Source organism: Streptomyces sp. NPDC016845 (assembly GCF_044332585.1).
In the GTDB taxonomy this organism is placed as follows: Bacteria; Actinomycetota; Actinomycetes; order Streptomycetales; family Streptomycetaceae; genus Streptomyces.
On record NZ_JBIRPI010000002.1, the window covers coordinates 165,808 to 190,910 of the forward strand.

23 protein-coding genes are annotated in these 25,103 nt (G+C 70.8%); 7 read left to right on the forward strand and 16 right to left on the reverse strand.

Annotation, left to right across the window (positions count from 1 at the left end):
- Positions 1-193 precede the first annotated feature (193 nt).
- Positions 194-2,662, forward strand: a complete 2,469-nt coding sequence (locus tag ACH4RC_RS06645) for a beta-glucosidase (protein ID WP_398196107.1) — start codon at positions 194-196, stop codon at positions 2,660-2,662.
- Positions 2,663-2,686: 24 nt separating this feature from the next.
- Here the strand turns inward: ACH4RC_RS06645 and ACH4RC_RS06650 are convergent, their stop codons facing one another.
- Positions 2,687-3,682: an aldose epimerase family protein gene (locus tag ACH4RC_RS06650; protein ID WP_398196110.1), complete on the reverse strand. Its 996-nt coding sequence runs from the start codon at positions 3,680-3,682 to the stop codon at positions 2,687-2,689.
- 42 nt (positions 3,683-3,724) lie between these two features.
- Entirely contained in the window at positions 3,725-4,636 is a 912-nt protein-coding gene (locus ACH4RC_RS06655) for an SGNH/GDSL hydrolase family protein (protein WP_398196113.1), read from the reverse strand.
- Positions 4,637-4,948: 312 nt separating this feature from the next.
- Here ACH4RC_RS06655 and ACH4RC_RS06660 point away from each other — a divergent pair, with 312 nt between their 5' ends.
- A complete protein-coding gene (locus ACH4RC_RS06660; protein WP_394434442.1) occupies positions 4,949-5,443 on the forward strand; it encodes a DUF3145 domain-containing protein in 495 nt (164 codons plus the stop codon).
- Positions 5,444-5,638: 195 nt separating this feature from the next.
- On the opposite strand, the gene ACH4RC_RS06665 is transcribed toward ACH4RC_RS06660, so the two are convergent.
- The 5 genes from ACH4RC_RS06665 to fasR all read right to left on the reverse strand — a co-directional run bounded on the left by ACH4RC_RS06665 (position 5,639) and on the right by fasR (position 10,551).
- Complete coding sequence (locus ACH4RC_RS06665; protein WP_398196117.1) at positions 5,639-6,910, reverse strand: beta-ketoacyl-[acyl-carrier-protein] synthase family protein; 1,272 nt, start codon at positions 6,908-6,910, stop codon at positions 5,639-5,641.
- Between the two features lie 88 nt (positions 6,911-6,998).
- The gene (locus tag ACH4RC_RS06670; protein WP_398196120.1) at positions 6,999-7,250 is read right to left on the reverse strand and encodes an acyl carrier protein; all 252 of its coding nucleotides are present in this window, start codon (positions 7,248-7,250) and stop codon (positions 6,999-7,001) included.
- A 98-nt stretch (positions 7,251-7,348) separates the two neighbouring features.
- Positions 7,349-8,380: a ketoacyl-ACP synthase III gene (locus tag ACH4RC_RS06675; RefSeq protein WP_398196122.1), complete on the reverse strand. Its 1,032-nt coding sequence runs from the start codon at positions 8,378-8,380 to the stop codon at positions 7,349-7,351.
- An 18-nt stretch (positions 8,381-8,398) separates the two neighbouring features.
- A complete protein-coding gene (locus tag ACH4RC_RS06680; protein WP_398196125.1) occupies positions 8,399-9,322 on the reverse strand; it encodes an ACP S-malonyltransferase in 924 nt (307 codons plus the stop codon).
- An 89-nt stretch (positions 9,323-9,411) separates the two neighbouring features.
- Positions 9,412-10,551, reverse strand: a complete 1,140-nt coding sequence (gene fasR / locus ACH4RC_RS06685) for a fatty acid biosynthesis transcriptional regulator FasR (RefSeq protein ID WP_394438319.1) — start codon at positions 10,549-10,551, stop codon at positions 9,412-9,414.
- 198 nt (positions 10,552-10,749) lie between these two features.
- On the opposite strand from fasR, the gene ACH4RC_RS06690 reads away from it, so the two are divergent.
- A complete protein-coding gene (locus tag ACH4RC_RS06690) occupies positions 10,750-11,442 on the forward strand; it encodes a pirin family protein (protein WP_398196128.1) in 693 nt (230 codons plus the stop codon).
- A gap of 443 nt (positions 11,443-11,885) precedes the next feature.
- On the opposite strand, the gene ACH4RC_RS06695 is transcribed toward ACH4RC_RS06690, so the two are convergent.
- Both ACH4RC_RS06695 and ACH4RC_RS06700 read right to left on the reverse strand, forming a co-directional pair.
- Complete coding sequence (locus ACH4RC_RS06695; protein ID WP_398196130.1) at positions 11,886-12,695, reverse strand: serine hydrolase domain-containing protein; 810 nt, start codon at positions 12,693-12,695, stop codon at positions 11,886-11,888.
- Between the two features lie 10 nt (positions 12,696-12,705).
- Positions 12,706-13,173 (reverse strand): GNAT family N-acetyltransferase, encoded by a 468-nt coding sequence (locus ACH4RC_RS06700; RefSeq protein WP_398196132.1) that lies wholly within the window; start codon positions 13,171-13,173, stop codon positions 12,706-12,708.
- Between the two features lie 94 nt (positions 13,174-13,267).
- On the opposite strand from ACH4RC_RS06700, the gene ACH4RC_RS06705 reads away from it, so the two are divergent.
- Together ACH4RC_RS06705 and ACH4RC_RS06710 are read left to right on the forward strand one after the other, a co-directional pair.
- Positions 13,268-13,750: a MerR family transcriptional regulator gene (locus tag ACH4RC_RS06705; RefSeq protein ID WP_398196135.1), complete on the forward strand. Its 483-nt coding sequence runs from the start codon at positions 13,268-13,270 to the stop codon at positions 13,748-13,750.
- A gap of 5 nt (positions 13,751-13,755) precedes the next feature.
- On the forward strand, positions 13,756-14,799 hold the full coding sequence (locus tag ACH4RC_RS06710; RefSeq protein WP_398196138.1) for an aldo/keto reductase: 1,044 nt from the start codon (positions 13,756-13,758) through the stop codon (positions 14,797-14,799).
- A 101-nt stretch (positions 14,800-14,900) separates the two neighbouring features.
- Here the strand turns inward: ACH4RC_RS06710 and ACH4RC_RS06715 are convergent, their stop codons facing one another.
- The 7 genes from ACH4RC_RS06715 to ACH4RC_RS06745 form a co-directional block, all read right to left on the reverse strand.
- Positions 14,901-16,130: an acyltransferase gene (locus ACH4RC_RS06715; RefSeq protein WP_398196141.1), complete on the reverse strand. Its 1,230-nt coding sequence runs from the start codon at positions 16,128-16,130 to the stop codon at positions 14,901-14,903.
- On the reverse strand, positions 16,127-17,257 hold the full coding sequence (locus ACH4RC_RS06720; protein ID WP_398196144.1) for an alpha/beta hydrolase: 1,131 nt from the start codon (positions 17,255-17,257) through the stop codon (positions 16,127-16,129). Before ACH4RC_RS06720 ends, ACH4RC_RS06715 begins: the two co-directional genes overlap by 4 nt.
- Before the next feature lie 245 nt (positions 17,258-17,502).
- The gene (locus tag ACH4RC_RS06725) at positions 17,503-18,177 is read right to left on the reverse strand and encodes a response regulator (RefSeq protein WP_398196147.1); all 675 of its coding nucleotides are present in this window, start codon (positions 18,175-18,177) and stop codon (positions 17,503-17,505) included.
- Between the two features lie 15 nt (positions 18,178-18,192).
- Positions 18,193-19,569 (reverse strand): sensor histidine kinase, encoded by a 1,377-nt coding sequence (locus ACH4RC_RS06730; RefSeq protein ID WP_398196149.1) that lies wholly within the window; start codon positions 19,567-19,569, stop codon positions 18,193-18,195.
- A 100-nt stretch (positions 19,570-19,669) separates the two neighbouring features.
- Positions 19,670-20,548, reverse strand: a complete 879-nt coding sequence (locus ACH4RC_RS06735) for a DUF4429 domain-containing protein (protein WP_398196153.1) — start codon at positions 20,546-20,548, stop codon at positions 19,670-19,672.
- Between the two features lie 76 nt (positions 20,549-20,624).
- On the reverse strand, positions 20,625-21,836 hold the full coding sequence (locus tag ACH4RC_RS06740) for an alpha/beta hydrolase (protein WP_398196160.1): 1,212 nt from the start codon (positions 21,834-21,836) through the stop codon (positions 20,625-20,627).
- 174 nt (positions 21,837-22,010) lie between these two features.
- Positions 22,011-22,652, reverse strand: coding sequence for a TetR family transcriptional regulator (locus tag ACH4RC_RS06745; protein WP_398196163.1), 642 nt, complete (start codon positions 22,650-22,652; stop codon positions 22,011-22,013).
- 110 nt (positions 22,653-22,762) lie between these two features.
- Between ACH4RC_RS06745 and ACH4RC_RS06750 the strand changes: the two genes are divergently transcribed.
- Both ACH4RC_RS06750 and ACH4RC_RS06755 read left to right on the forward strand, forming a co-directional pair.
- On the forward strand, positions 22,763-24,373 hold the full coding sequence (locus tag ACH4RC_RS06750; RefSeq protein WP_398196165.1) for an MFS transporter: 1,611 nt from the start codon (positions 22,763-22,765) through the stop codon (positions 24,371-24,373).
- A 268-nt stretch (positions 24,374-24,641) separates the two neighbouring features.
- A complete protein-coding gene (locus ACH4RC_RS06755; protein ID WP_398196168.1) occupies positions 24,642-25,031 on the forward strand; it encodes a peptidase inhibitor family I36 protein in 390 nt (129 codons plus the stop codon).
- Positions 25,032-25,103 lie beyond the last annotated feature (72 nt).

Genomic DNA, 25,103 nt, shown 5'->3' on the forward strand with positions numbered 1-25,103 from the left:
GGGACCTACTGGGCAGTGCGGATAACGGCGAAGTAACGAAACCTACCGCTCTACAGGTGTGCGGGTGCAGGATGGACGCGCTGAAGCACAGGCGCACGTGGCACATACGTGATGACCTCGATCTGCATGACCTCGATCTACGTGAGCTCGATCTACAGACCTCGATCTACAGACCTCGACGAGGAGGACCGGCATGGCGACCCAGGCAGACGGTTTCGGTGGCGACGACGACAGGGCCCGCGCCCGCGAGGCGGTGGTCGGGGCCGCGCTCGGCAAGCTCGACCTCGACGCCAAGGCGCGGCTGCTCGCCGGGCAGGACATGTGGTCGCTGCCCGCGCTCCCCGAGATCGGCCTCGCCCCGCTGGTGATGTCCGACGGCCCGATCGGCGTGCGCGGCGTCCGCTGGACCGCCGACGACCCGTCGATCGCCCTGCCGTCCCCGACCGCGCTCGCCGCCACCTGGGACCCCGCGCTCGCCCGCCGGGCCGGCGCGCTGCTCGCCCAGGAGGCCCGCCGCAAGGGCGTCCACGTACTGCTCGCCCCGACCGTCAACCTGCACCGCTCACCGCTCGGCGGCCGCCACTTCGAGGCGTACAGCGAGGACCCACTGCTCACCGGCGCCATCGGCACCGGTTACGTACAAGGCGTCCAGTCCGGCGGCGTCGGCACCACCGTCAAGCACTTCGTCGCCAACGACGCCGAGACCGACCGCTTCACCGTCGACAACATCGTCTCCGCGCGCGCCCTGCGCGAGCTGTACCTGGCGCCCTTCGAGGCGATCGTCGCCAACGCCCACCCGTGGGGCATCATGACCGCCTACAACACGGTCAACGGCACGACGATGACCGAGCACCGCCACCTCGTGAACGAGGTCCTGCGCGGCGAATGGGGCTTCGACGGCTTCAACGTCTCCGACTGGATGGCCGCCCGCTCCACCACCGGCGCCCTCAAGGGCGGCCTCGACGTCGCCATGCCGGGCCCGCAGACCGTCTACGGGCCCGCGCTCGCCGCCGCCGTACGCGCCGGGGAGGTGGCGGAGTCCGAGGTCGACGACGCCGTGCGCCGCGTCCTTCGCCTCGCCGCCCGCGTCGGCGCCCTCGACGGCGCCGAACCGGCCGTGCCCGAGGTGCCGGCCGAGATCGACGGCGTCGCCCTGGCCCGCGAGGTCGCCCGCCGCGCCTTCGTCCTCGTACGCAACACCAACGGTGTCCTGCCGCTGCGCCGCGACGCGAAGATCGCGCTCATCGGCGCCGCCGCCCGCGACGCCCGCGTCCTCGGCGGCGGCTCCGCCACCGTCTTCCCCGACGACATCGTCTCCCCGCTCGGCGGTCTCGGCGCCGCGGTGGACTTCCTCACCTACGCCGTCGGCGCCGACCCGAGCGACGAACTCGCCGCCGCCGACCAGGGCTTCGAGCTGCGCGCCGTCTGCCGCGACGCCGACGGCACCGTCATCGGCGAGGGCTCACTGCCCAGCGGCCAGCTCCAGTGGATGGGCGGCGACCTGCCCGCGGGCGTCACCCACGAGACGCTGCACAGCATCGAGATCAAGGGCACGTTCACCCCGCGCGTCAGCGGCGACCACGCCTTCGGCACCCGCGGCCTCGGCGCGTTCACCCTCACCGTCGACGGCACCGTCCTCTACGACGGCGTCCAGGCCATGGGCGACGAGTCCGACCCCTTCGAGGCGTTCTTCGGCGCCCCGCTGGAGCGCGGCAAGGCCGCGCTCACCGAGGGCGAACCGGTCGAGGTCTCCCTGCTCCACCCGCTGGACAAGTCCCTCGCCATGCCGCTGCCCGCCGTGATCTTCAGCCTCACCCACCTCGAACCGCGCCGCGACGCCGACACCCTGATCGCCGAGGCGGTCGAGGCCGCGCGCGACGCCGAGGCCGCCGTCGTCGTGGTCGCCACCACCGAACGCGTCGAGTCCGAGGGCTTCGACCGCGCCGACCTGCGCCTGCCCGGCCGCCAGGACGACCTGGTGCGCGCCGTCGCCGCCGCCAACCCGAACACGGTCGTGGTCGTCAACTCCGGCTCCCCGGTGGAGCTCCCGTGGCGCGAGGACGTGGCGGCGGTCCTGCTGAGCTGGTTCCCCGGACAGGAGGGCGGCGACGCCCTCGCCGACGTACTCCTCGGCACGGAGGAACCGGGCGGCCGACTGCCCACGACATGGGGCGCGTTGGCCGACGCCCCGGTCACCGAGGTGAAGCCGGCCGACGGCCGACTCGTCTACACCGAAGGCGTGTTCATCGGCTACCGCGCCTGGGACAGGACGGGCGCCACACCCTCGTACCCGTTCGGCCACGGCCTCGGCTACACCGACTGGACGTACGAGTCGCTGGACGTGACCAGCGACGACGCCGGGGCCGCGACCGCCACCGTCCGGGTCCGCAACAGCGGCTCCCGGCCCGGCCGCGAGGTCGTCCAGCTCTACCTGGCCCCGGGCGAGCCCGACGCGGACCGCCCCGCCCGCTGGCTGGCCGGCTTCGCGAGCGTCTCGGCCGCCCCCGGCGAGACCGTCGAGGCCGTCGTCGAACTCCCGCGGCGCGCCTTCGAGACCTGGGACGAGGACGCGGACGCGTGGGCGTACCGGGCGGGCCGGTACGAGCTGACCGCCGGCCGCTCGCTCACGGACGGCCGGGTGAGCGAGACGATCGTGGCGTGAAGCCGCGTACTCCAGGGCTGCCTGTCAGGGCCGCACCCCGAACCCGTACACCGTCTGCGACCGGTACACCTCGCCCGGCCGCAGCACGGTGGACGGGAAGTCGGGCCGGTTCGGTGAGTCCGGGAAGTGCTGCGTCTCCAGGGCGATGCCGTCGCCGGGCGCGAACGGCAGACTCTCGTCGAACCCGTCCGAGGTGTAGAGCTGGATGCCCGGCTCGGTCGTCGCGATCGTCAGGACCCGGCCGGACGCGGGGTCGTGCAGCTCCGCGATCTCCTCGGCCGCCGCGGTGACGCCCTTGTCGAGTACGTAGTTGTGGTCGTACCCGGCGCCGACCTTCCGGCTCTCCCGGAAGTCGAACCGTGTGCCGTCGACGTCCTGCGGCGCCCCGGCCGGGATCAGGTCGGCGTCCACGGCGGTCACCTTCCCGGCGGCGATCCGCAGCTCGTGCCCGCCGACCGCGGTCCCGGACGCCGCCCCGCCCAGGTTCCAGTAGGTGTGGTTGGTGAGGTTCACGACGGTCGGCGCGTCGGTCACCGCCTCGTAGGACAGGCGCAGCACCCCGCCCTCCTCGAGCGCGTACGTCGCCGTGATCTCCAGCCGTCCGGGGAAACCTTCCTCGCCGTCGGACGACACACGTGTGAGCCGCAACGTGTGCTCCCCGACCGGCTCCGCGTCCCACACCCGCTTGTCGAAGCCGTGCTCGCCGCCGTGCAATGAGTTCGGTCCGTTGTTCTGCGCCAATGCGTGGACCCGTCCGTCCAGCTCGAACCGGCCGCCCGCGATCCGGTTCGCGTACCGGCCGACCAGAGCGCCCAAGTACGGCTCCGGGTGCGCCAGATAACCGGCGAGGTCGTCGAAACCGAGGGAGACGGACGTGCGCGCCCCCTCACGGTCGGGCGTCTCGACCGACTGCAGGATGGAGCCGTACGTCAGGACGCGTACCCGCACCCCGTCCCGTTCCAGGATCCAGCGGTGGACGTCGGTGCCGTCGGGGAGGGCGTCGAAGAGTTCGCTGCGCATGATCGAGACCCTACGCCCTGCCGAACGCCCTGCCGATCCGTCTCATCCGGCGGTGGTCACCCCGCGATACGCGAGCGCCGCGAGCCGCGCCTGCCCGTTCTTGCTGGGGTGGAACCAGTCCCACTGGCTCAACTGGTCCCCGTCGAACCGGTACCCGAAGACCGCACCCTGGTCGGAGCGGCACCGCCGGTCCTTCGCGCACACGTCCTCGAGGACCTCGTTGTACGCCTCCACACGTTGCTGCACCTCGTCACGGCGCGCGGTCGCCGCGGCGTCCACGGCGTCCGGATCGGCCAGCATCGACGCGCAGATGCCCAGCTTCCACACCTGCTTGCCCAGCGGGTTCGTCCGCCCCTGCGACCAGAGCCGCTTCAGATCCGGCACGCTCATCACGTACACCTGCGCCTTGGGAGCCGCGCGCCGCAACTGCCGCAGCGACTCCTCGAAGTCGGCCCGGAAGTCGGCCACCGGCGTCATGGCGCCGACCGTCGGGCGGCACGCGTCGTTCGCTCCGGCCATCACCGTCACCAGATCGGGCCGCTCCGCGCCGGCCTGCTCCATCTGCGCCGGCAGATCGGCCATCCGCGCCCCGGTCCGCGCGTGATTCCAACTGTGCGTCTTGGCGCGGCTCTTGCCGAGCAGCCGTACCGCCAGGCTCTTGACCTGCGCGTCCGTGCCCGTCGCCCACGACACCTCCGGGCAGTCGGACAGCACCGAGCAGGCGTCGAAGCCGCGGGTGATCGAGTCCCCGACCGCGGCGAGGGAGCGCGGGCTCGTGTCCCACGCCGGCGTCGGCGTCGGGGACGGCTTCCCGGCGGCCGTGGACCCGCCCGGACCCGGGGAGTTGCCACCCGAGGCGTCACAGGCCGTCAGCGCGGTGACACCCAGCAGGGCCGCCGACACGGCGGCGACGGCCCCGCGCACGACCGTCGACCGTTGGTCTCGCTTTCGCATGCCCGTGGCCCCTCCGCCGCTCGCTCGCCGACCGTACGCGGGGCCGGGGTTGCGCCCCGCCGGGTGAAAGGTCGACGTTTGTACGCCCCGGGACCGACAGTACGACACACTCCTTGGAGCACTGCGCGATAGCCTCGCCCCGGGGTCCCCGGTCGACCCGGTGAGACCCCGCTGTACCGGTTCCGCTAAATTACAACACGTCAGATGTGTCCCTTTTTGTCTGGGCTCGTTGGTCCGGGCGCGAAGGGAAGAAGGCTCGGCACGGGCGCGAGGCCGCTGGGAAGGCGAACCTCGACCCACACTGGAGGTCCGGTGACGACACGTGGAGTTCTGTACGTGCACTCCGCGCCGCGCGCGCTGTGCCCGCACGTCGAATGGGCGGTCGCGGGCGTACTCGGCGCGCGCGTCAGCCTCGACTGGATCAGGCAGCCCGCGGCGCCTGGCACCTGGAGATCCGAGTTCTCCTGGCGCGGTGAGGCGGGCACGGCCGCCAAGCTGGCCTCCGCCCTGCGCGGCTGGCAGCTGCTCCGCTTCGAGGTGACGGCCGAACCCTGTGCCAACGCCGAGGGCGAGCGCTACAGCGCCACCCCCGAACTCGGCATCTTCCACGCCGTCACCGGCATCCACGGCGACATCCTCATCCCCGAGGACCGGCTGCGCGCCGCACTGGCCCGCTCCATCGACGGCGAGACCAACCTGGAGACCGAGGTCAACAAGCTCCTCGGCAAGCCCTGGGACGACGAACTGGAGCCGTTCCGCTACGCCGGTGAGGGCGCTCCGGTCCGTTGGCTGCATCAGGTGGTTTAACCGGGTGACCCGGGTGACCCCGGTGACCCGGGTCACTCGGGTGAACCGGGTGAACCGGGTGGTGCGACCCGCCCGGTGGGTGCGTGTGCCGGGCGGGTGAGTGTGCCGGTGGGTGTATGTGCCGGCGGGTGAGTGTGCTGGATGTGCGATGGGCCCGCCCGGGAATCCCCGGGCGGGCCCATCGCGCGTTCGTACTCAGACCGTACGGAACGCCAGCACCACGTTGTGCCCGCCGAAGCCGAACGAGTCGTTCAGCGCGGCGATGCGGCCCTCGACGGGCAGCTTGCGCGCCTCGCCACGGACGATGTCCGCGGCGACCTCGGCCTCGGGGTCCAGGTTCTCCACGTTGATCGTCGGCGGAGCCACCCGGTGGTACAGGGCGAGGACGGACGCCACGGTCTCGACGCCACCGGCGCCACCGAGCAGGTGCCCGGTCATCGACTTCGTCGCGGAGACGGCGAAGTGGTCGGTGTCGTCACCGAACACATTGCGCAGCGCCTTCAGCTCGGCGACGTCACCGGCCGGGGTCGAGGTGGCGTGCGCGTTCACGTGCACGATCTCGGCCGGGTCCAGGTCGGTGTTGGCCAGCAGGTTGCGCAGGGCCTGCGCGATGCCGCGGCCCTCCGGCTCCGGCTGCACGATGTCGTGGCTGTCGGCGGAGATGCCCTGGCCGACGGCCTCCGCGTAGACCCGGGCACCGCGCGCGGCGGCGTGCTCGGCCGACTCCAGGACGATCACGCCCGCGCCCTCACCGAGGACGAAGCCGTCCCGCGCGGTGTCGTAGGGGCGCGAGGCACCCTGCGGGTCGTCGTTGTTCTTGGACATCGCCATCATGTTGCCGAACGCGGCGATGGGCAGCGGATGGATGGCCGCCTCGGTGCCACCGCAGACGACGACGTCGGCGCGGCCCGTGCGGATCATCTCGATGCCGTAGCCGATGGCCTCGGCACCGGACGCGCAGGCGGAGACCGGGGTGTGCACACCCGCCCGGGCGTTCACCGCCAGGCCCACGTTGGCGGACGGGCCGTTGGGCATCAGCATCGGCACGGTGTGCGGGGAGACGCGGCGGACGCCCTTCTCCTTCAGCACGTCGTACTGGTCGAGCAGCGTGGTGACGCCACCGATGCCGGAAGCGATGACCGCGCCGAGCCGCTCGGGCTCGACGGACGTGTCCTCGCCGGCCTTGCCGGTGAAACCGGCGTCGGCCCAGGCTTCCTTGGCGGCGATCAGGGCGAACTGCGCGGACCGGTCCAGCTTGCGGGCCTGCGGGCGAGGGATGACCTCGCTCGGGTCCACGGCGGCCGGCGCCGCGATGCGGACCGCCTGCTCGGCGGCCCACTCCTGCTCCAGGGGCTTGACACCGGAACGTCCGGCGACCAGGCCCTCCCAGGTGGTTGTCGCGTCGCCACCCAGCGGTGAGGTTGCGCCGATACCGGTGACGACCACGGTGCGATTGGTCGAGCTCACAGGAATTCTTTCTCCAACGGATGCGAGGGATTCAGCGGCGCCACCGCCGGGTGGCGGAGCGACTGACCTACGGCCTGATGCTTGTGGCTCAGGCAGCCTGGTGCTCGAGGATGTACTTCGTGGCGTCGCCGACGGACTTGAGGTTCTTGACGTCGTCGTCCGGGATCTTGACGTCGAAGCGCTCTTCGGCGGCGACGACGACCTCGACCATGGACAGCGAGTCGACGTCCAGGTCATCGGTGAAGGACTTGTCCAGCTGGACGTCCTCGGTGGGGATCCCGGCGATCTCGTTCACGATCTCGGCGAGACCGGCGACGATCTCTTCCTGAGTGGCGGCCATTGTGGCGCTCCTTCGGTGTGTATCCAGAGGGTGTGGCGCCCGCCGCGTCAGCGGCAGGTTGACGACCGTCCGGATCAGGGTGATCCGGACGGGGATGCCTAGGGGAGGGTAACGACCGTCGCGGCGTAGACGAGACCCGCCCCGAAGCCGATGACGAGCGCGGTGTCGCCGCTCTTCGCCTCGCCGGTCGCCAGGAGCCGCTCCATCGCGAGCGGAATCGAGGCGGCCGACGTGTTGCCGGTGGTGCGCACGTCGCGGGCGACCGTGACGTGCTCCGGCAGCTTCAGAGTCTTCACCATCGAGTCGATGATCCGCTCGTTGGCCTGGTGCGGAATGAAGACATCCAGGTCGTCCGGGCTGATCCCGGCCGCGTCCAGCGCCTGCTGGGCGACCTTCGCCATCTCGAACACGGCCCAGCGGAAGACCGCCTGGCCCTCCTGGGTGATCGCGGGGAACTTGACCTTGCCCGCGGAGTCCAGCGGCAGCTGTGTGACGTCGCCGCCGTGGAGCTTGTCCCACGACACGGTCTGCTTGATCGTCCCGGCCTTGTCGCCCTCGGAACCCCACACCGTGGGGCCGATCGCGGGCTCCTGGGAGGGGCCGACGATCACCGCGCCCGCACCGTCACCGAACAGGAAGGCCGTCGCCCGGTCCTCGAGGTCGGTCAGGTCCGAGAGCCGCTCCACGCCGATGACCAGCACATACTCCGCGCTGCCCTCGACGATCATGCCCTTGGCCAGGGTCAGGCCGTAACCGAACCCGGCGCACCCGGCGGAGATGTCGAACGCCGCCGCCTTCTGCGTGCCCAGCTTGTCCGCGATCTCCGTCGCGATCGCCGGCGTCTGTGCGAAGTGCGAGACGGTCGACACGACGACGGCACCGATCTGCTCGGGCCGGATACCCGCGTCGGCGACGGCCTTGCCGGACGCCTCGATGGACATCATCGCGACGGTCTCTTCGTCGTTCGCCCAGTGGCGGGTCGAGATGCCGGAGCGCGAACGGATCCACTCGTCGGACGAGTCGATCTTCTCGAGGATCACCTCGTTCGGCACGACCCGCGTCGGCCGGTAACCGCCGACACCGAGGATGCGCGCGTACGGGGCGCCCTTGCTGGGCTTGATCTTCGACATGCTGCTCGGATCTCCTTGTCAGGCCGTGGCTTGAGCGGCTTCGGCGATCAGGGCGCGGGCTGCGTCGAGGTCGTCGGGGGTCTTGAGGGCGAGGGTCTTGACGCCGGGCAGGGCCCGCTTGGCGATGCCGGTGAGGGTGCCGCCGGGGCAGACCTCGATCAGCGCGCTCACGCCGAGCTCCTGGAACGTCTCCATGCACAGGTCCCAGCGGACCGGGTTCGCGACCTGGCCGACCAGGCGCGAGAGCACCTCGCCGCCCGTCGCGACCGTCTTGCCGTCCTTGTTCGAGACGTACGTGACCGTGGGGTCGGCCGGGGCCAGCTCCTTCGCGGCCTCCTCCAGCTTCGCCACCGCGGGCGCCATGTGCCGGGTGTGGAACGCGCCCGCCACCTTCAGCGGCACCACGCGCCGCACGCCCTCGGGCTTGTCGGCCTCGAGCGCGGCCAGCTCCTCGAGCGTTCCGGCGGCCACGATCTGGCCCGCGCCGTTCACGTTCGCCGGGGTCAGACCCAGCTTGTGCAGGTGCGCCACGGTGGTCTCGGGCGTACCGCCGAGCAGCGCCGACATGCCGGTCTGCGTGACCGCGGCGGCCTCGGCCATGGCCAGGCCACGACCGCGCACGAGCCGCAGCGCGACGACGTCGTCGAGCACGCCCGCGAACGCGGCCGCGGTGATCTCTCCGACACTGTGCCCCGCCACCGCGCCGGGCGTGACGTCGCCGAGCGCGGAAGCGGACAGGAGCCCGGCCGCGACAAGGAGCGGCTGGGCCACGGCCGTATCGCGGATCGCGTCCGCGTCGGCCTGCGTGCCGTAGTGGGCAAGGTCGAGTCCGATGGCGTCGGACCACGCGGCGATGCGGTCCGCCGCACCGGGGAGGTCGAGCCAGGGAGACAGGAAGCCGGGCGTCTGAGCGCCTTGGCCGGGAGCGACGAGTACGAGCACTCTCACACTCTCTCTTGAGGACGGTGCAAGCCGCCCGTGGGGACAGGGACGAAGAACCCGAAGGGGAATTGTAGACCCCCGACAAAAGGCTATGACTGGGGATCCGCGTCGGCCAGACGCCCCAGGATGAGCGCGATGCGCAGCGTAAACGCCGAGCGGACGTCTGACGGTGACCATCCGGTGACGTCCGTCACACGTCGGAGCCGGTAGCGGACGGTGTTCGGGTGCACGAAGAGCATTCGGGCCGCGCCCTCCAGACTGCTCGCCTGCTCCAGATAGACGCTGAGCGTCTCCAGGAGAGCCGAGCCGGCTTCCTCCAACGGTCTGTAGATCTCCTCCACCAACTGCTCCCGCGCGGAGGGGTCGCCCGCGATCGCGCGCTCCGGAAGCAGATCGTCCGCCAGAACCGGACGCGGAGCGTCCTGCCAAGCGCCGCAGGCCTTGAGCCCGGCGGCCGCTGCCTGGGCGGACCGGGTCGCCGCCAGCAGGTCCGGCACCACGGGACCGGCGACCACCGCCCCCGCCGCGAACGGCCCGATCAGCGACTTCGCCACCGCCAGCGGATTGTCGCTGCCACCCGCGATCACCACGAGCCGGTCGCCGAGGACCCCGGTCAGCACCTGCAGTTTGGCGTGGCGCGACGCCCGCCGGATCGCCTCCACGGTCAGCTCGCTGTCGCCGTCGGGCGCTGTCCCGAGCACCACGCACACATGCTCCGGCGAGTTCCACCCCAGCGCCGCGGCCCGGCTGATCGCGCCCTCGTCGGCTTCCCCGGACAGCACCGCGTTCACCACGAGGGACTCCAGGCGTGCGTCCCACGCGCCCCGCGCCTCCGCCGCCTGCGCGTAGACCTGGGCGGTCGCGAACGCGATCTCCCGCGCGTACACGAGCAGCGCCTCCCGCAGCACGCTCTCGTCACCCGGCGCGGCCACCTCGTCGATGGCCGACTCCATGACCTCGATCGTCGTCCGCACCATCTCCACGGTCTGACGCAGGGTGATCGCCCGGGTCAGCTCCCGCGGAGCCGTGCCGAACACGTCCGTCGAGATGGCCTGCGGAGTGTCGGGGTGCCGGAACCACTCGGTGAACGCCGCGATACCGGCCTGCGCCACCAGCCCGATCCACGAGCGGTTCTCCGGTGGCATTGCCCGGTACCAGGACAGCGTCTCGTCCATGCGCGTGATCGCCTGCGCGGCGAGCGCCCCGGATGATTTCTCCAGGCGCTTCAGGGTCGCCGAGTGCGGGTGCGGGTCCGCACGGGGGTTCGGGCGGCGGTCCGCCGGTTCGTTCGCTGAAGTCTGCGCTGATTCCGATTGGGGCACGGGGACAAGACTGCCTTACCGGGACGGCTCGGCGGAGTGGAGGGTCGGCGCCGGACGCCCGGGACGGCCTGAAACGACGGCTCCCGGCGGCTACCGACAGCTACCGTGGAGCCTGTGATTGATGTCCGCCGCTCCGCCGACCGCTATCCGGGCGGTGAACCCGACGCCGGGATCGAGTCCTTCCACGCGTTCTCCTTCGGCCCGCACTACGATCCGGACAACCTGCGCTTCGGCTCCATCCTCGCCTGCAACGAGGAGCACCTCGCCCCCGGCGCCGGCTTCGCCGAACACCCCCACAGCCACACCGAGATCGTCACCTGGGTCATCTCCGGCGAACTCACCCACCGGGACTCCACCGGCCACGAGTCCGTCGTCCACCCCGGCGACGTCCAGCACCTCAGCTCCGGCGGAGGCGTCCGCCACGTCGAACGCAACGACGGCATCAAACCCCTCGTCTTCCTCCAGATGTGGCTCGCCCCGCTCTCCCCGGGCGGCGACCCCACCTACGACGTCGTCCACGGCATCGCCGACTCCACCCCCTACGACGTCCCCGCGGCGGGCGCCACCCTCCACATCCGCCGCCTCGCCGACGGCGAGCGAACCGAACTCCCCTCCGCGCCCCACCTCTACGTCCACGTCATCCGCGGCGAAGTACGCCTGCACGACAAAGACTTGCGGCAAGGGGACGCCGTCCGGATCGCGGGGGAGCCGGATGCCGAGATGCTCGCGCTCAGCGGGGCGCATCTGTTGATCTGGGAGATGGGAGCGGGGACCCTGCCGGGGGGCGGTCCGGAGTAGGCGGCGCTGTGCGCTGTGCGTTGTGCGCTGTGCGGGGATGAGGCGGCCTCGGGTAGGCGGCTTCTTTGCGGGAGTCCGGGTGGCTCCGGTGGATTCGGTGGCTCCAGTACCTCCGGTGGCTCGGGTAAGCGGCTCTTTGCGGAGTTGGGGGTGGCTCCGGTGAGTTGGTGCAGCCGCCCGTCATTTCGTACCGATCGAGGCTCGCAGGGTTAGAGCCGGGCTGGACAAGGCCCGGCGGGGTGAGGCCGGGTAGTGCCCGGTGGGTTTGGGTAGCCCTCTCCACCCCCTATCGATCGAGGTTCGCAGGGTTAGACCGGGCTGGGGCAGGCCCGGTGGGGTGAGGCCGGGCATAGCCCGGTTGTCCGGGCCCGGCGGGTGGGGCAGGGCCTGGCGGGTGGGGGGCAGGGCCTGGCGGGTGGGGCAGCCTCCGTCACCCCTGCCGGTCACAGCTCGGAGAGGACCGCGTCGGTGAAGGGAGGCCATGCCTCCGCCGCCCATGGGCCGAACGCACGGTCCGCCAGCGCGACGCAGGCCACGCCCGCCGCCGGGTCGACCCACAGGAACGTGCCGGACTGGCCGAAGTGGCCGAACGTGAGCGGGGACGACGCGCTCCCCGTCCAGTGCGGCGACTTGTGGTCGCGGATCTCGAACCCGAGCCCCCAGTCGTTCGGGTTCTGGTGCCCGTACCCCGGGAGCACCCCCTTCGTGCCCGGGTACTGCACCGTCATCGCCTGGGCCACGGTGCGCGGATCGAGCAACCGGGGCGCCTGCAGCTCCGCGGCGAACCGCACCAGGTCATCCACCGTGGACACCCCGTCCTTAGCGGGCGAGCCGTCCAGTGTCGTGGCGGACATCCCGAGCGGCTCGAGCACGGCCTGCCGCAGATACTCGGCGAATGGGATGTCCGTCGCCTTCTCGATGTGGTCCCCGAGCACCTCGAAGCCCGCGTTCGAGTACAGCCGCCGGGTCCCGGGCTCCGACGTCGTCCGGTGCTCGTCGAAGGCGAGGCCGCTGGTGTGCGCCAGCAGGTGCCGCACCGTCGACCCCTCCGGCCCGGCCGGCTCGTCCAGCTCGATCGCGCCCTCCTCGTACGCGACGAGCACCGCATAGGCGGCGAGCGGCTTGGTGACCGAGGCCAGCGGGAAACGGTGGGCCGTGGGACCGTGCGTGCCCAGCACCGTGCCGTCCGCTCGGACGACGGCTGCGGCGGCGGTCGGGACCGGCCAGTTCTCGATCAAGGCGAGGCTCTGCATACGCACGAGCCTAGAACGTCAGCCGCATCGCGGGTGAGGGGGTGCGGCTGAACCCGAGCGAGGCGTACAGCGGCTCGCCCTGTGGCGTCGCGTGCAGGTCGATCCGGCGCACACCGCGCTCCTGGTACCAGGCCAGGAGCGCCTCCACACAGGCCCGCGAGTAGCCCTTGCGCCGGTGCTCCGGGTCGGTGCACACGTTGAAGACGTGCCCGGAGCTGCCGGAGGGGTTGCCCGGGCCGCCCAGACGGCGGTGGATCGCCCCCGTCGCACAGGCCGCGAGTCCGGACCCCGGCGCCGGGGCGTCGACGACGAACGCGCACAACTCGCCTTCGTACTCGGCGAGATGAGCGCGCAGGGCCGTGATCGTGGCCGGCTGCCAGCTCACATCGGTGCTGGGGCGCATCGAGTCGAGCATGATCTTGCGCAGCCGGACCAGCTCTTCGGCATCCTCGGGGGCGGCGCGACGGACGAGGGTCATGATCCGGACCGTAGCGCGGGCACGGCCCGGCCGTCGCCCAAGATTTCCCACGATGCTTGCTTCGAGCGCACTCCAAGGTTCTAGCGTGGGGGCCATGACGGTGATGGAGACCACGCCCGCACCCAATCGGAACGGGACCGACCGGACCAAGGTCGACGCCTGCGCTTCGGCGCCGAGCGCGCACCCGCGCCCCGACGGTCAGGACCGGTACACGATCAGCGAGGTCGTCGCCTTCACCGGACTGACCGCGCACACCTTGCGCTGGTACGAGCGGATCGGGCTGATGCCCGATGTCGACCGCTCGCACACCGGCCAGCGCCGCTACAGCAACCGTGACCTGGACTGGCTCGCCTTCGTCGGCAAGCTGCGGCTGACCGGCATGCCGGTCGCCCACATGGTCCGCTACGCCGCACTCGTCCGCCTGGGCGAGGAGACCTTCGAGGAGCGCCGGGAACTCCTCGAATCGACCCGCCGCGACGTCCTGAACCGGATGGCCGAGCTGCAGGACACCCTTGCGGTGCTCGACCACAAGATCAACTTCTATGCGGGCGCCCAGCAGGCGTCGGAAAGGACCTGAACCACATGGCCCACACCGAACGGACGCCGCGCGCCGACCAAGTGCGTCTCTCCACTGTTGAGTTGGGAAACAACGGGCCCGTGGTGGGCGCTCAGGGCCTCGGCTGCATGGGGATGAGCTGGGCCTACGGTCCGACCGACGCCGAAGAGGCACGGGCCACCCTGGAGCGGTCCCTGGAGCTCGGCGTCACTCTGTACGACACGGCCGACGTCTACGGCGCCGGTGAGAACGAGAAGTTCCTTGCTCCTTTCGTCAAGGCGCACCGGGACGAGATCGTCCTCGCCACCAAGTTCGCCCTCGGCTCCGATCCCGACGACCCCTCCAAACGCACCATCCGCAACGACCCCGCTTACATCAGGACCTCCATCGACGCCAGCCTCCGGCGCCTGGACGTCGACTCGGTCGACCTGTACTACATGCACCGCCGGGATCCCTCGGTACCCATCGAGGAGGCGGTCGGTGCAATGGCCGAGCTAGTCGCCGCCGGCAAGGTCAAGCACCTCGGTCTCAGCGAAGTCACCGCCGACGAACTGCGCGCCGCGCAGTCCGTCCACCCGATCGCTGCCGTCCAGTCCGAGTGGTCACTGTTCAGCCGTGACATCGAACGGTCGGTGGTGCCGGCCGCCGCCGAGCTCGGTGTCGCGCTCGTCCCCTATTCGCCGCTCGGCCGTGGATTCCTCACCGGTGCCTTCGTCAGCGCCGACAAGGAGCTGTCCGAGGACGACTTCCGCCGTCAGCAGCCCCGGTTCACCGGCGACAACGCCGCCGCCAACGCGGCCCTGCTCGAACCCGTCCGCCAGGTCGCCGACCATCACGGTGCCTCCCTCGGCCAGATCGCCCTGGCCTGGGTGCAGCGGCAGTCGGAGACCTTCGGCCTCTCCGTCGTCCCGATCCCCGGCACCCGCAAGCGCAACCGTGTCGAGGAGAACACCGCGGCGACCCGGATCGCCCTCACCGAGGAGGACCTGGCGCTCCTCGAACCGATCGCCTCCCGGGTCTCGGGTGAGCGCTACGCCGACATGAGCTTCACGTCGGCGGGCCGCGAGTAGCCGTCACGTCGGCGCCTCCCCGCTCCGACGACCGGTTGTCGTCGGAGCGGGCGGGCAGGTGGCGCGGCGAGGCATCGAGGCCCGGCGGCCTTGTCGGCGCCTCATGCCAGCCCCAGTGCGAACACTGTGAACCCTGCGGCGAGCAGTCCGGCCAGTGCCCGGCGGTATCGGCCGACCTGGGTCCACGGCGTTTCGAGCGCCCGCGCCCGACGTCCTATGAGGACGAGCAGCGCCGCGAACAACGGCAGCCATGCGAGTCGGGCGGCTATCCAGACCGGCGAGTCCGGCGCGGTAGTGAGGCCCGGTATCGCTCCGGCGAAGGACGCGGGGACCGCCGCCGTGAGCATCGCGGTCTGATGCCAGCACAGGATCGTCATGGCCGACAGGTTGATCACGACGACCGGTGCCCACAGCGCCGGGCGACGCAGCATCCGGCCGATTCGCTCCCGCAGGAGTATCGCGGCGCCGCTCTGCGCGGCGGCCAGGGCCAGGACCAGGAGCGACGGCGGATGGGAGTTGGTCCGTGCCTCGCCCGGCACCCCGACCATCGACGCCGGATAGTGGAGGACCAGCAGGAGCATCGCGAACAGGGTGGTTCCACCGACGAGAAGCACCCAGGCGCCCCGCTTGCCGAGCCTCTTTCCGCCCCAGCTGACGCCCAATTGGTAGGCGAACAGCCAACCCGGCAGGAGGTTCAGCAGACTCAGCCAGGACGGCATCGCCGACGCGAAGGGACCGTACCGAAGGAAGTCGACCGCTGCGACCGAGCCCAGGAGAGGCGCTGCGGCCCAGGCACCGAGCCGGTCGGACGCCCTTATGCAGTACGGGGTGAGCGCGGTGATCACGGTGTAGATCCCGACGAACCAGAGCGGCTGTATCACCAGGGTGGACCCGGTCCGCAGAGTCGTGCCGGACACGCCGAGGGCGTACAGCACCAGGATCAGCGCGGCCCACACCGCCGTCACACCCAGCACCGGACGGCTGAGCCGGGCCAGCCGGCCGTGCAGCCAGCGAGCTGTCGAGGTGCCGCGCTCCCGGGCTCGCCGGTAGGAGAGGACCGACGCGTATCCGCCCACGAGGAAGAAGACGCCGAGCATCTGCAGCACCCAGCTCACGGGCGCGAAGAAGCCGAACGCGGACAGCGGGCTCGCGTTGTGCAGGGCGCCGTGGTCGTCCAGGGTGAAGCCGCCGAGCAGCCAGTGCCCGGTGGGAACGGCGAGCAGGGCCACGGCACGCAGTCCGTCGACCGCCCGGTCGCGGTGGGCCGGGGTCTTCGCGTCGATCGCGGCGACAGCCGAGATGGCGGACGCCCGCAACGTGGTGAGGGTCATGAGGACGCTCCGGTGGCGATACGGGTGAAGGCACGCAGCGAGTCCGTGCCGGGTGCGAAATAACCGGTGTGACCCTGGGCCCGCGCGGCGGGGATCCGGCGGGCCCCGAAGGAGGGATCGACGGGATCGGCGCCGTGCCCCAGGCCGAACAACTCGACGTGCGGAACTCTGGCGATCCAGTCGCTGTCGTCCCGTGCCGCCCACACGCGGGCGCTGGTGCGCAGATCGGAGACGCTGTCGGCGCGCACTCCGGGCGATGCGAAGACGACCAGGTCGGAGACCGGCAGCCGGGAGGCGGCGAGCCCGCACACCACGGAGCCGTAGCTGTGACAGAAGACGGTCGGCTCAGGAGCGCCCGTCGCGACGAGACCTCGCACGAAGCGGGTCAGGCGCGGCGCCCCCGCCTCGGCGAGCCGGCCCGTGGCGGCATCCGGGCCGAGCCCGACCGGCGTGGTGTATCCGACCCACGCCACGACGGCCGTCCGGCCGCGCGCCGCCGCGAACAGAGACTTCGCCATTCCGGCGGGCGTCCCGTACACGTCCGTGGCCCGGTCGAACGAATCAAGGTCTATGTCGGAGCCGGGAACGACCACGGAGACATGGCGGGCAGTGCGCAAGTCGCCGTACACTTCGGCTACTTGCCCTCGGCCACGCGGGTCGAAGGCCAGTATCCGCCGGTCGGGAGCGAGTAACTCCGCGCAACGGCCGGCGAGGACACGCGCCGCCGCCCGTGCGTGCGCGGTCAGTGTGGTGTCCCGCGCGTCGGCCAGGGCCCGGGCCTTCTCCGCCCGCAGCGACAGCGCGTTCGCCTCGTACCGCAACGCGATCGGCGCACCGTCCAGGTTGCCGACGACCGACGGGTGCCGGACGGCCAGCTCATGCCGCGCCGTCACGCTCAGCCCGCGGAAGAAGGCGGCCACGTGTGCGGGGCTCGCCGCCCCCGGGTCGGGCAGGGGCGCCCCCAGCGTGTCGTCCGCGATCCAGGACGCGGTGCCGGGCGGCGGACCGGTGAGCGGACGCTGTTCGTGACTCGAGGCCCAGCCCGCTGTGCCCGCGACGATCGTCGTCATGAGCGCGGCGGCGAGCAGAGTGCGTCGGCCGCGTCGTTTCCAAGAACCCAGGCCCATCGCCCGTCTCCCTCCGTTTGTGTGACGAGGGGAAGGTAGAGAGACGGTCTCGGCCGACACGTCACACTGCGGAGCCAACTAGCGGCTACTACCTGGGTATCCGTAAGTGATACCGCAGTAGGGGGTGGGGCGGTCGCAGCGCCGCTGATCTCGTAAGTCGGCGTGCTACCGCGGGCGTTGACCGACGCGAAGACGGCCCGGCGCACTGTGGGCGACGGGAAAAAGTCATATCCGGGTAGCCGGTGTTATTGATCGCCGGGCGTGACGAGGCCGGACTCGTAGGCGAAAATCACGGCCTGTGCGCGGTCGCGTAGATCCAACTTCGCCAGCACACGGCCGATATGGGTCTTCACGGTCTGCTCGGCCAGCACCAGCTTTCGGGCGATCTCCTGGTTGGACAGGCCGCGCGCGATCAGCTCCAGCACCTCGAGTTCGCGTGGCGTCAGGGACTTGAGCCGCGGTGAACGGTCCCTGCGCGCCGGCCGGGTCCTGGCGAAATCCGCGATGAAGCGCTTGGTGACGGTCGGCGCGAGCAACGCCTCTCCGGCCGCGACGACCCGCACCGCACTGATCAGATCCGACGGCGGCGCGTCCTTGAGCAGGAAACCGGACGCGCCCGCCCGCAACGCGGCATACACGTAGTCGTCCACGTCGAAGGTGGTGAGCATGAGCACCTTGGGACGGTGCACCACGCCCGGCGGCGGGGTCAGCAGCTCGCGCGTCGCCGCCAGTCCGTCCATCTCGGGCATGCGGACGTCCATGAGGACCACATCGGGGTGGGTGGACCGGCTGACCTCGATGCCTTGTCTGCCGTCCGGTGCCTCACCCACCACGTCGATGTCGCTCTGCGCGGACAGCAGCGCGGCGAACCCCGCCCGCACCATGCTCTGGTCGTCGACGATGATCACGCGGATGGTCATGCGTGCGGGGATCCTTTACGCCGAAGGGGAATCTGGCGGGGTCAGCGGGAGCCGGGCCGCGACACGGAAACCTCCGGCGGGCAGCGGCCCCACATCGAGCGTGCCGCCGACCAACCGTACGCGCTCGCGCATCCCTATCAGACCGTGCCCCGTACCGGTGGACTCGATGGGGGAGACGGGTTCGGCGGCCGGTCCGTTGACCACGATCACCAGCAGGGCGTCCTCGTCCAGGCCGATCGAGATCTGGGTCCGCGCCCCGGGCGCGTGCCGCACCACGTTCGCCAGAGCCTCCTGCACGATTCGGTACGCGGAGAGATCCACCGCGGGCGGCACATCGGCGAGTTGATCGACGAGCGTCAGCTCCAGGTAGGACAGTTCGGCCGGCACCCCGCCCCGTATGGTCGCCTCCACCAGCTGCCCAAGATGCGCGAGGCCGGGCTGCGGCGTCAGGTCGCTCTGCGTGCCCTCGCTGCGCAGGACGGCCAGCAGACGCCGCATCTCGGTCAGTGATTCCCGCGCGCCCGCGGCGATGGAGGCGAACTCCTCCCGGGTCTCCCCGGTCAGGTCCTGCAGCCGGTACGGCGCGGAGTCCGCCTGCACGGTGATCACCGACATGTGGTGAGCCACGACGTCGTGCAACTCCCGGGCGATCCTGGCCCGTTCCTCGAGAAGTGTGCGACGGGTCCGCTCGGCCTCGCTGATCGTCTCCTGCTCGACGAGCTTGCGCTGTGTCTCGCCCCGCTCTCGGAGCAGGGCGCCGAGGAGCAGCACTCCGCCGCTCAGGACGATGAGCAGCACGCCCGTGTCCTGGCTCGACTCGTCCCGGAACATACCCAGGACGATGCTGACGACGATGGTGACCAGCCAGATGCCGACGAGTCTGCGGCGGGTCTCCCGCAACGCCAGGGCTATGCACAGCAGCACATATCCGACGACGACCATGGGCGTCCACGGCGAGGGATGGTGCGCGTCGCCCTGGAACACGGGGATCGCGCCGAGCGTGGCGGCGACGATCATGATGTACCAGGCGGCCAGCGGGCGGCTGACCGCGAGCAGCAGGGGAGCGGCCTGCGCCACACCGATGGCACCGGCGAGGCCGCCGCCCACTCCGTAATCGTGCGACAGCACCTGCATGGTGACCGGGATGAGCACGGCGACGAACCCCAGCGCGATGAAGTACGGCAGCAGCCGCATCCAGCGCTTGGGCGCCTTGGCCAGCAGCGGCTCGGAGCGGTCCCCGCCCACGGCGGACGCGAGCGCGGAACCGGCCGCGGTCAGCCTGTCGCCGGGGCGGCGCAACCTATGGATCAGCGCATGGCGTCGGCCCCCTCGCCCGGACTCTTCGTCCGGTGGGCGGGGGGCGTGCTCGGGTCGAGGCGGTGGAGTGCTCATCGCCCGATCAGCGTAGGCAACGGGCACGGGGTGTGCCGTCATACCGAGGTGCTCAACCGCACCCCATACTCAGGTATCACCAGCGGCGACGGCCCGGCTGTCACAGCTGCGCGAGGAGTTCGGCCTTCTTCGACGTGAACTCCGCGTCCGTGACCAGACCCGCCTGGTGCAGCTCGCCGAGGTGGCGGATGCGGTCCGCGATGTCTGCCGGGTCACGGCGCCCGGTTGCCGCGGAATCGGCACGCAACTGGCCGGCCGACGAGGGCACGGGAGCCTTGGACCGTACGGCGGCGAGCACCGAGGCGGCGAAGGGCAGGGACTCGTGCACGGGCCCGTAGCCGAGCCCGAAGACGACGGCGGCCGGGTCCTGGTCGGCCTGGCCGGGATGTTCCTCGGCGGTCGCCCGGTGCACGAGGCGCAGGTAGCCCTCGAACAGTTCGGGTGAGCGCCACTCCACGCCGCTCAGATCGGCTACGGGGAACGTCTTGTCCCCGGCCTTCCACTTCGCCGACGAGGCTCCCGTCCAGAACCAGCGGAAGGACACCGAGGTTCCATCGAAAGAGGCCTTGCCGTCGTACGCCTTGAACTGCAGCGGGGCCCCGGGCGGAGCCACCAGGTAGCCGTCCGGTCGGGTGTCCTCGTCGGTGTCGAGCATGGCGCGCAGTTCGTCCGCGTAGTACTCGGCGAGCGTCTCCCGCTCGGCCGGCAGCACCAGACGGTACGGGTCACAGGCATCCTTGAGCTGGCCCGCCGCGACATCCATCAGTGGATCCACGCCGGGTCTCGGTTCCGCGTGCAGCACCACGGTCCCACGTTTACCAGGGGTCAATGTCACTGCCGCGATCGCTTCCAGGGGGATGCGGCGTTCACCGAGCGCCTGAAAGAGCTTCGGCGTGCGGATCCCCCGTTCGAAGCGGATGAGCACGGAGTCGGACTCGAACTCCCAGGCGGCATGAAATCCGGCCAGTACGTCACCCATGCGGCTCATCGTATGCGGCATGCGCGCCTCCGTCGCCTGTTGCGTCGGACCACTGTTTCACCGATTTCTACGCGCGTCAGGCAGAGGTACTACCGGAAAATCCTTTCCGGCACTGTGCATCCGCTCCCGCGCAGCGCACCGATCGGTACGAGCCAGTCCCGATCTCGGCGAAGTTGCCGAGGCTTTCGGTGCCCGGTTCGAAGTAACCGGTGTGGCCCTTGGCGTCTGCTGAGGACACGACCCGCGCGCCGAAGGCCGCGGAGACGGGGTCGGCGCCGTGCCCGAGGCCGCCCACCTCCATGTAGGGCACGTCCTGGATCCAGTCGTCCTTGTCGCGGGTGGCCCACACGCGCGCGCGGGTGCCCAGACCTGCGACGCTTCCCGCCTGCATCCCCGGGCTGCCCGCCACCGCGACGTCGCTGACCCGCGCGGGCAGGTGGTGCGCCGCGACACCGCACACCACGGAGCCGTAGCTGTGGCAGTACAGAGCGACGGGGGAGCGGCCGGGCAGGCCGCGCAGCATCGCGTTGAGCCGGACCGCACCGTCGTCGGCGCGCATCGACGTGGCGGCGTCCACCCCGAGGCCCGCGGGCGCGGTGTAGTCGGCCCACGCGATGACCGCGGTGCGGGTGTCCGGGCTCGCCGCGCGCTCGGCGGCGTACAGGGCGCGGCCCATGCCCACCGGGGCCGAGTACTTGCGGAACGTGCGCTGGAAGGTCAGCACGTTCGTGTCGACGCCCGGCACCACGACGGAGACGCGCTGCGCCGTGTCGAGGTCGCCGAAGACCTCGGCGACCCGGCCGGAGCCCATGGGGTCGAAGGCGAGGATCCGGCGGTCGGGGTTGGTCAGGAGCGCGAACCGCTTCATGCGCTGTCTGGCGCTGGCCTGGCCGACAGCGGACAGCCGGACGTCGTGCACGCGCTTCGCCTCGACCTTGCGGGCCTGGTCGAGCGCGCGGCGATTGGCGCGATAGCGCATCTCGACGGGGGCGCCGTTCATGTTGCCGACCGCGAGGGGGTAGCGCGCGACGAGCCGGCCGCGCTGGTGGTCGGAGAGCGAGGCGAAGAAGTGTGCGAGACGGTCGGGGGAGCCGTCGGGTCTCGGCAGCGGGTGTCCGTCGATTCTGCCGTGCTCCCACGAGGTGAGCGCGGTATGGAGCGGCGACGAGGCGCCACGGTGATGGCGCACCGCGGTCCATCCGGTGGTCGCCAGCATGATGAACACGACGGCCAGCGCGAGCAGCGCGCGCCACACGTTGAGCTGGGGGGAGGAGTCGAAGGAAGTCACTGCGGGACACCCTAGGAGAAGCCCGCAGCGCTCCGTGCCACGGGTGAGGCAGATCACGTTTCCGGCGGTGTATTTGGGCAAAAGCAGACTTAGTCACGAGCTTGCCGTCACGCTGCGTAAGGGGGACGGCGTGCCCACGCGCGCGTACGTGCGACCGGCGTCACGTGAGGACGCTCACGCTCCGCCGTGGTCCCACCGCTCGCCCAGGGACGGCTTCAGGTGGTCGAGGTAGGACTCGGTGAGCCCGCGGATGGCGTCGAGACTCGCGTCCTCGCCCGCGCCCCACAGTCGCCCCGTCATCCGCATCACTCCGCTGAACGCGGCCACCGCGACGCGCGGGCGGGGGTCGGTGTCCACGTCGAGCCCCTCCCGCTCCGCGATCACACGTGCGATCTCCTCCTCCAGCTCGATGGAGCGACGCAGATGTGCGGCAAGGAGCGCCGGAGTCGATTCGATCATCTGATAGGTCCGCATGTGCAGTTCGACCGGAATGACTTCCTCCACCGAGCGGCTCAGCGCCTCCCAGGTACTGACGACCGTATGGCGCAGCGCCTCGAACGGGCTCTCCCGCGCGGGGCGTTCGCGCAAGGCGGCGACGAAGCGGGACTCCACCATCTCCTGGACGGCGAACGCGGCCTCCTCCTTGTTCGCGAAATAGCGGAAGAAGGTGCGCTGGGAGACCTCGCAGGCCTCGGCGATCTCGTCGACCGTGGTGGACTCGAAGCCCTGGGACGTGAAGAGCTCAAGCGCGGCGCGCAGCAAGGCGTTTCGCGTGCGCCGCTTCTTGAGTTCACGCAGGTTCAACCGAGTCGTCATGGTCCTCTTTCGAGCTGTTTGTGCAGCCCACCGTAGTGTGAGCGACGTGACAGTTACCGACTTGTGAAATGCTTTGTCAACTGTCAGGCGCTGTCACTAGCCTCGAACGTATGACTAGTCAGACCACTGTCGACAAGGCGGACCGGGTTCCGGGACCCGACCCCGTCCCGGCACCGGCCAAGGGGCTGCGCGGCCATCCCTGGCTGACCCTCTTCTCCGTCGCGATCGGCGTGATGATGGTCGCCCTCGACGGCACCATCGTCGCCATCGCCAACCCGGCCATTCAGAAGGACCTCGGCGCGAGCTTCGCCGACGTCCAGTGGATCACCAACGGTTACTTCCTCGCCCTCGCGGTCGCGCTCATCACCGCGGGCAAGCTCGGCGACCGGTTCGGACACCGGCAGACCTTCCTCATAGGCGTGGTCGGGTTCGCCGCCGCCTCGGGCGCCATCGGCCTGTCCGACAGCATCGCGTTCGTAGTCACGTTCCGTGTCTTCCAGGGCCTGTTCGGCGCCCTCCTCATGCCCGCCGCGCTCGGCCTGCTCCGCGCCACCTTCCCCGCCGAGAAGCTGAACATGGCGATCGGCATCTGGGGCATGGTCATCGGCGCGTCGACCGCGGGCGGCCCGATCCTCGGCGGCGTGCTCGTGGAGCACGTCAGCTGGCAGTCCGTCTTCTTCATCAACGTCCCTGTGGGCATCCTCGCCCTCGTCCTCGGGCTCGTCATCCTCCTCGACCACCGTGCGAAGAACGCGCCGCGGTCCTTCGACATCCCCGGCATCGTGCTGCTGTCCGGCGCGATGTTCTGTCTCGTCTGGGCCCTCATCAAGGCGCCCGAGTGGGGCTGGGGCGCCGGCTTGACGTGGACGTTCCTCGCCGCGGCGGTGCTCTGCTTCGTGGTGTTCGCGATCTGGGAGACCCGGGTCGCCGAGCCGCTCATCCCGCTCGGCCTGTTCCGCTCGGTGCCGCTGTCGGCCGGTGTGGTGCTGATGGTGCTCATGGCGATCGCGTTCATGGGCGGCCTGTTCTTCGTCACCTTCTACCTGCAGAACGTGCATGGCATGAGCCCGATCGACAGCGGTCTGCACCTGCTGCCACTGACCGGCATGATGATCGTCGCCTCGCCGCTGGCCGGCGCGATGATCACGAAGGTCGGCCCGCGGATTCCCCTCGCGGGCGGCATGGCGTGCACGGCCATCGCCATGTACGGCATGTCCACGCTGGAGGCCGACACCGGCAGCGGCATCATGTCCGTCTGGTTCGGGCTGCTCGGCCTCGGCCTCGCGCCCGTCATGGTCGGCGCCACCGAGGTCATCGTGGGCAACGCGCCGATGGAGCTTTCCGGTGTCGCCGGCGGCCTCCAGCAGGCCGCGATGCAGATCGGCGGCAGCCTCGGCACCGCCGTCCTCGGCGCCGTGATGGCGTCGAAGGTGGACAGCGACCTCGCGGGCAACTGGACGGACGCCAAGCTTCCGCCGCTGTCCCCGGCGCAGCTGGACCAGGCGTCCGAAGCCGTCCAGGTCGGCGCCGCACCGGTGCCGCCCGGCACGCCCGCCGCGCTCGCGGAGAAGATCACGGACGTCGCGCACGACACCTTCATCTCCGGCATGAGCCTGGCGTGCCTGGTCGCTTCCGGTGTCGCGGTCGTCGCGATCCTCGTCGCGATGCTGACCAAGCGGGGCGACAACGCGGACGCGGCGGCGGGTGCCGCGCACATCTGAGCCGGGGGCGGTCCCGGTGTCCGATACTCCAGCTCATGGGGTCGGGCAGTACCGTCCTCAGCCGTCGACAGGGCGCTGAAACCGCTCGTGTGAGGGAAGCCCCCGGGAACTTTCCGGGGGCTTTCGCTTATCCGGGTGACGTCGCCCGGAAGACCTTCCCGGAACCAGATCCTCCGGGCCAAGGTGGGTGCCAGGCGATCAGTCGCGAAGGCAACTGGTCGACACGACACGGGGGTTCAAGCACATGCGTATGTTCATGAACAGTCCAATGCACAGTCCAACGACCTGGCCTGTCGCCGTCCTTGCCGGCGTCGCCGCGGCGGTGCTCGGGGCGATGGCCCTTCCAGCCGGCCCGGCCGCGGCGTCGCCACCGACATTGGGCGATTGCGGGGCGGGGGAGCTCTGTCTGTGGGAGAAGACCGGGTTCAAGGGGCCTCGGCACACCTATGAGCTGGCCGGGATCGACATCGAGAGCTGCGTCGCGCTGCCGGAGGGGAGCAGCGCGGCGTCCCTCGCCAATCGCACCGGCCGCCCCGTCACCACGTACCAGTCCGCGGAGTGCGGGGAGACCGGGGAGTTCCAGACGTACCCCGGCAGCGGTACCTGGGAGCCCGAATCGCCTTACCGGGCACGCGCGTTCAAGGTCTGGGAAAGATGACGGCGCGGGGGTGCCGGTGGTAGACGGCGGCATACGGGGTACCCGAGTCATCGCCCGAGTCCAGACGAGCTC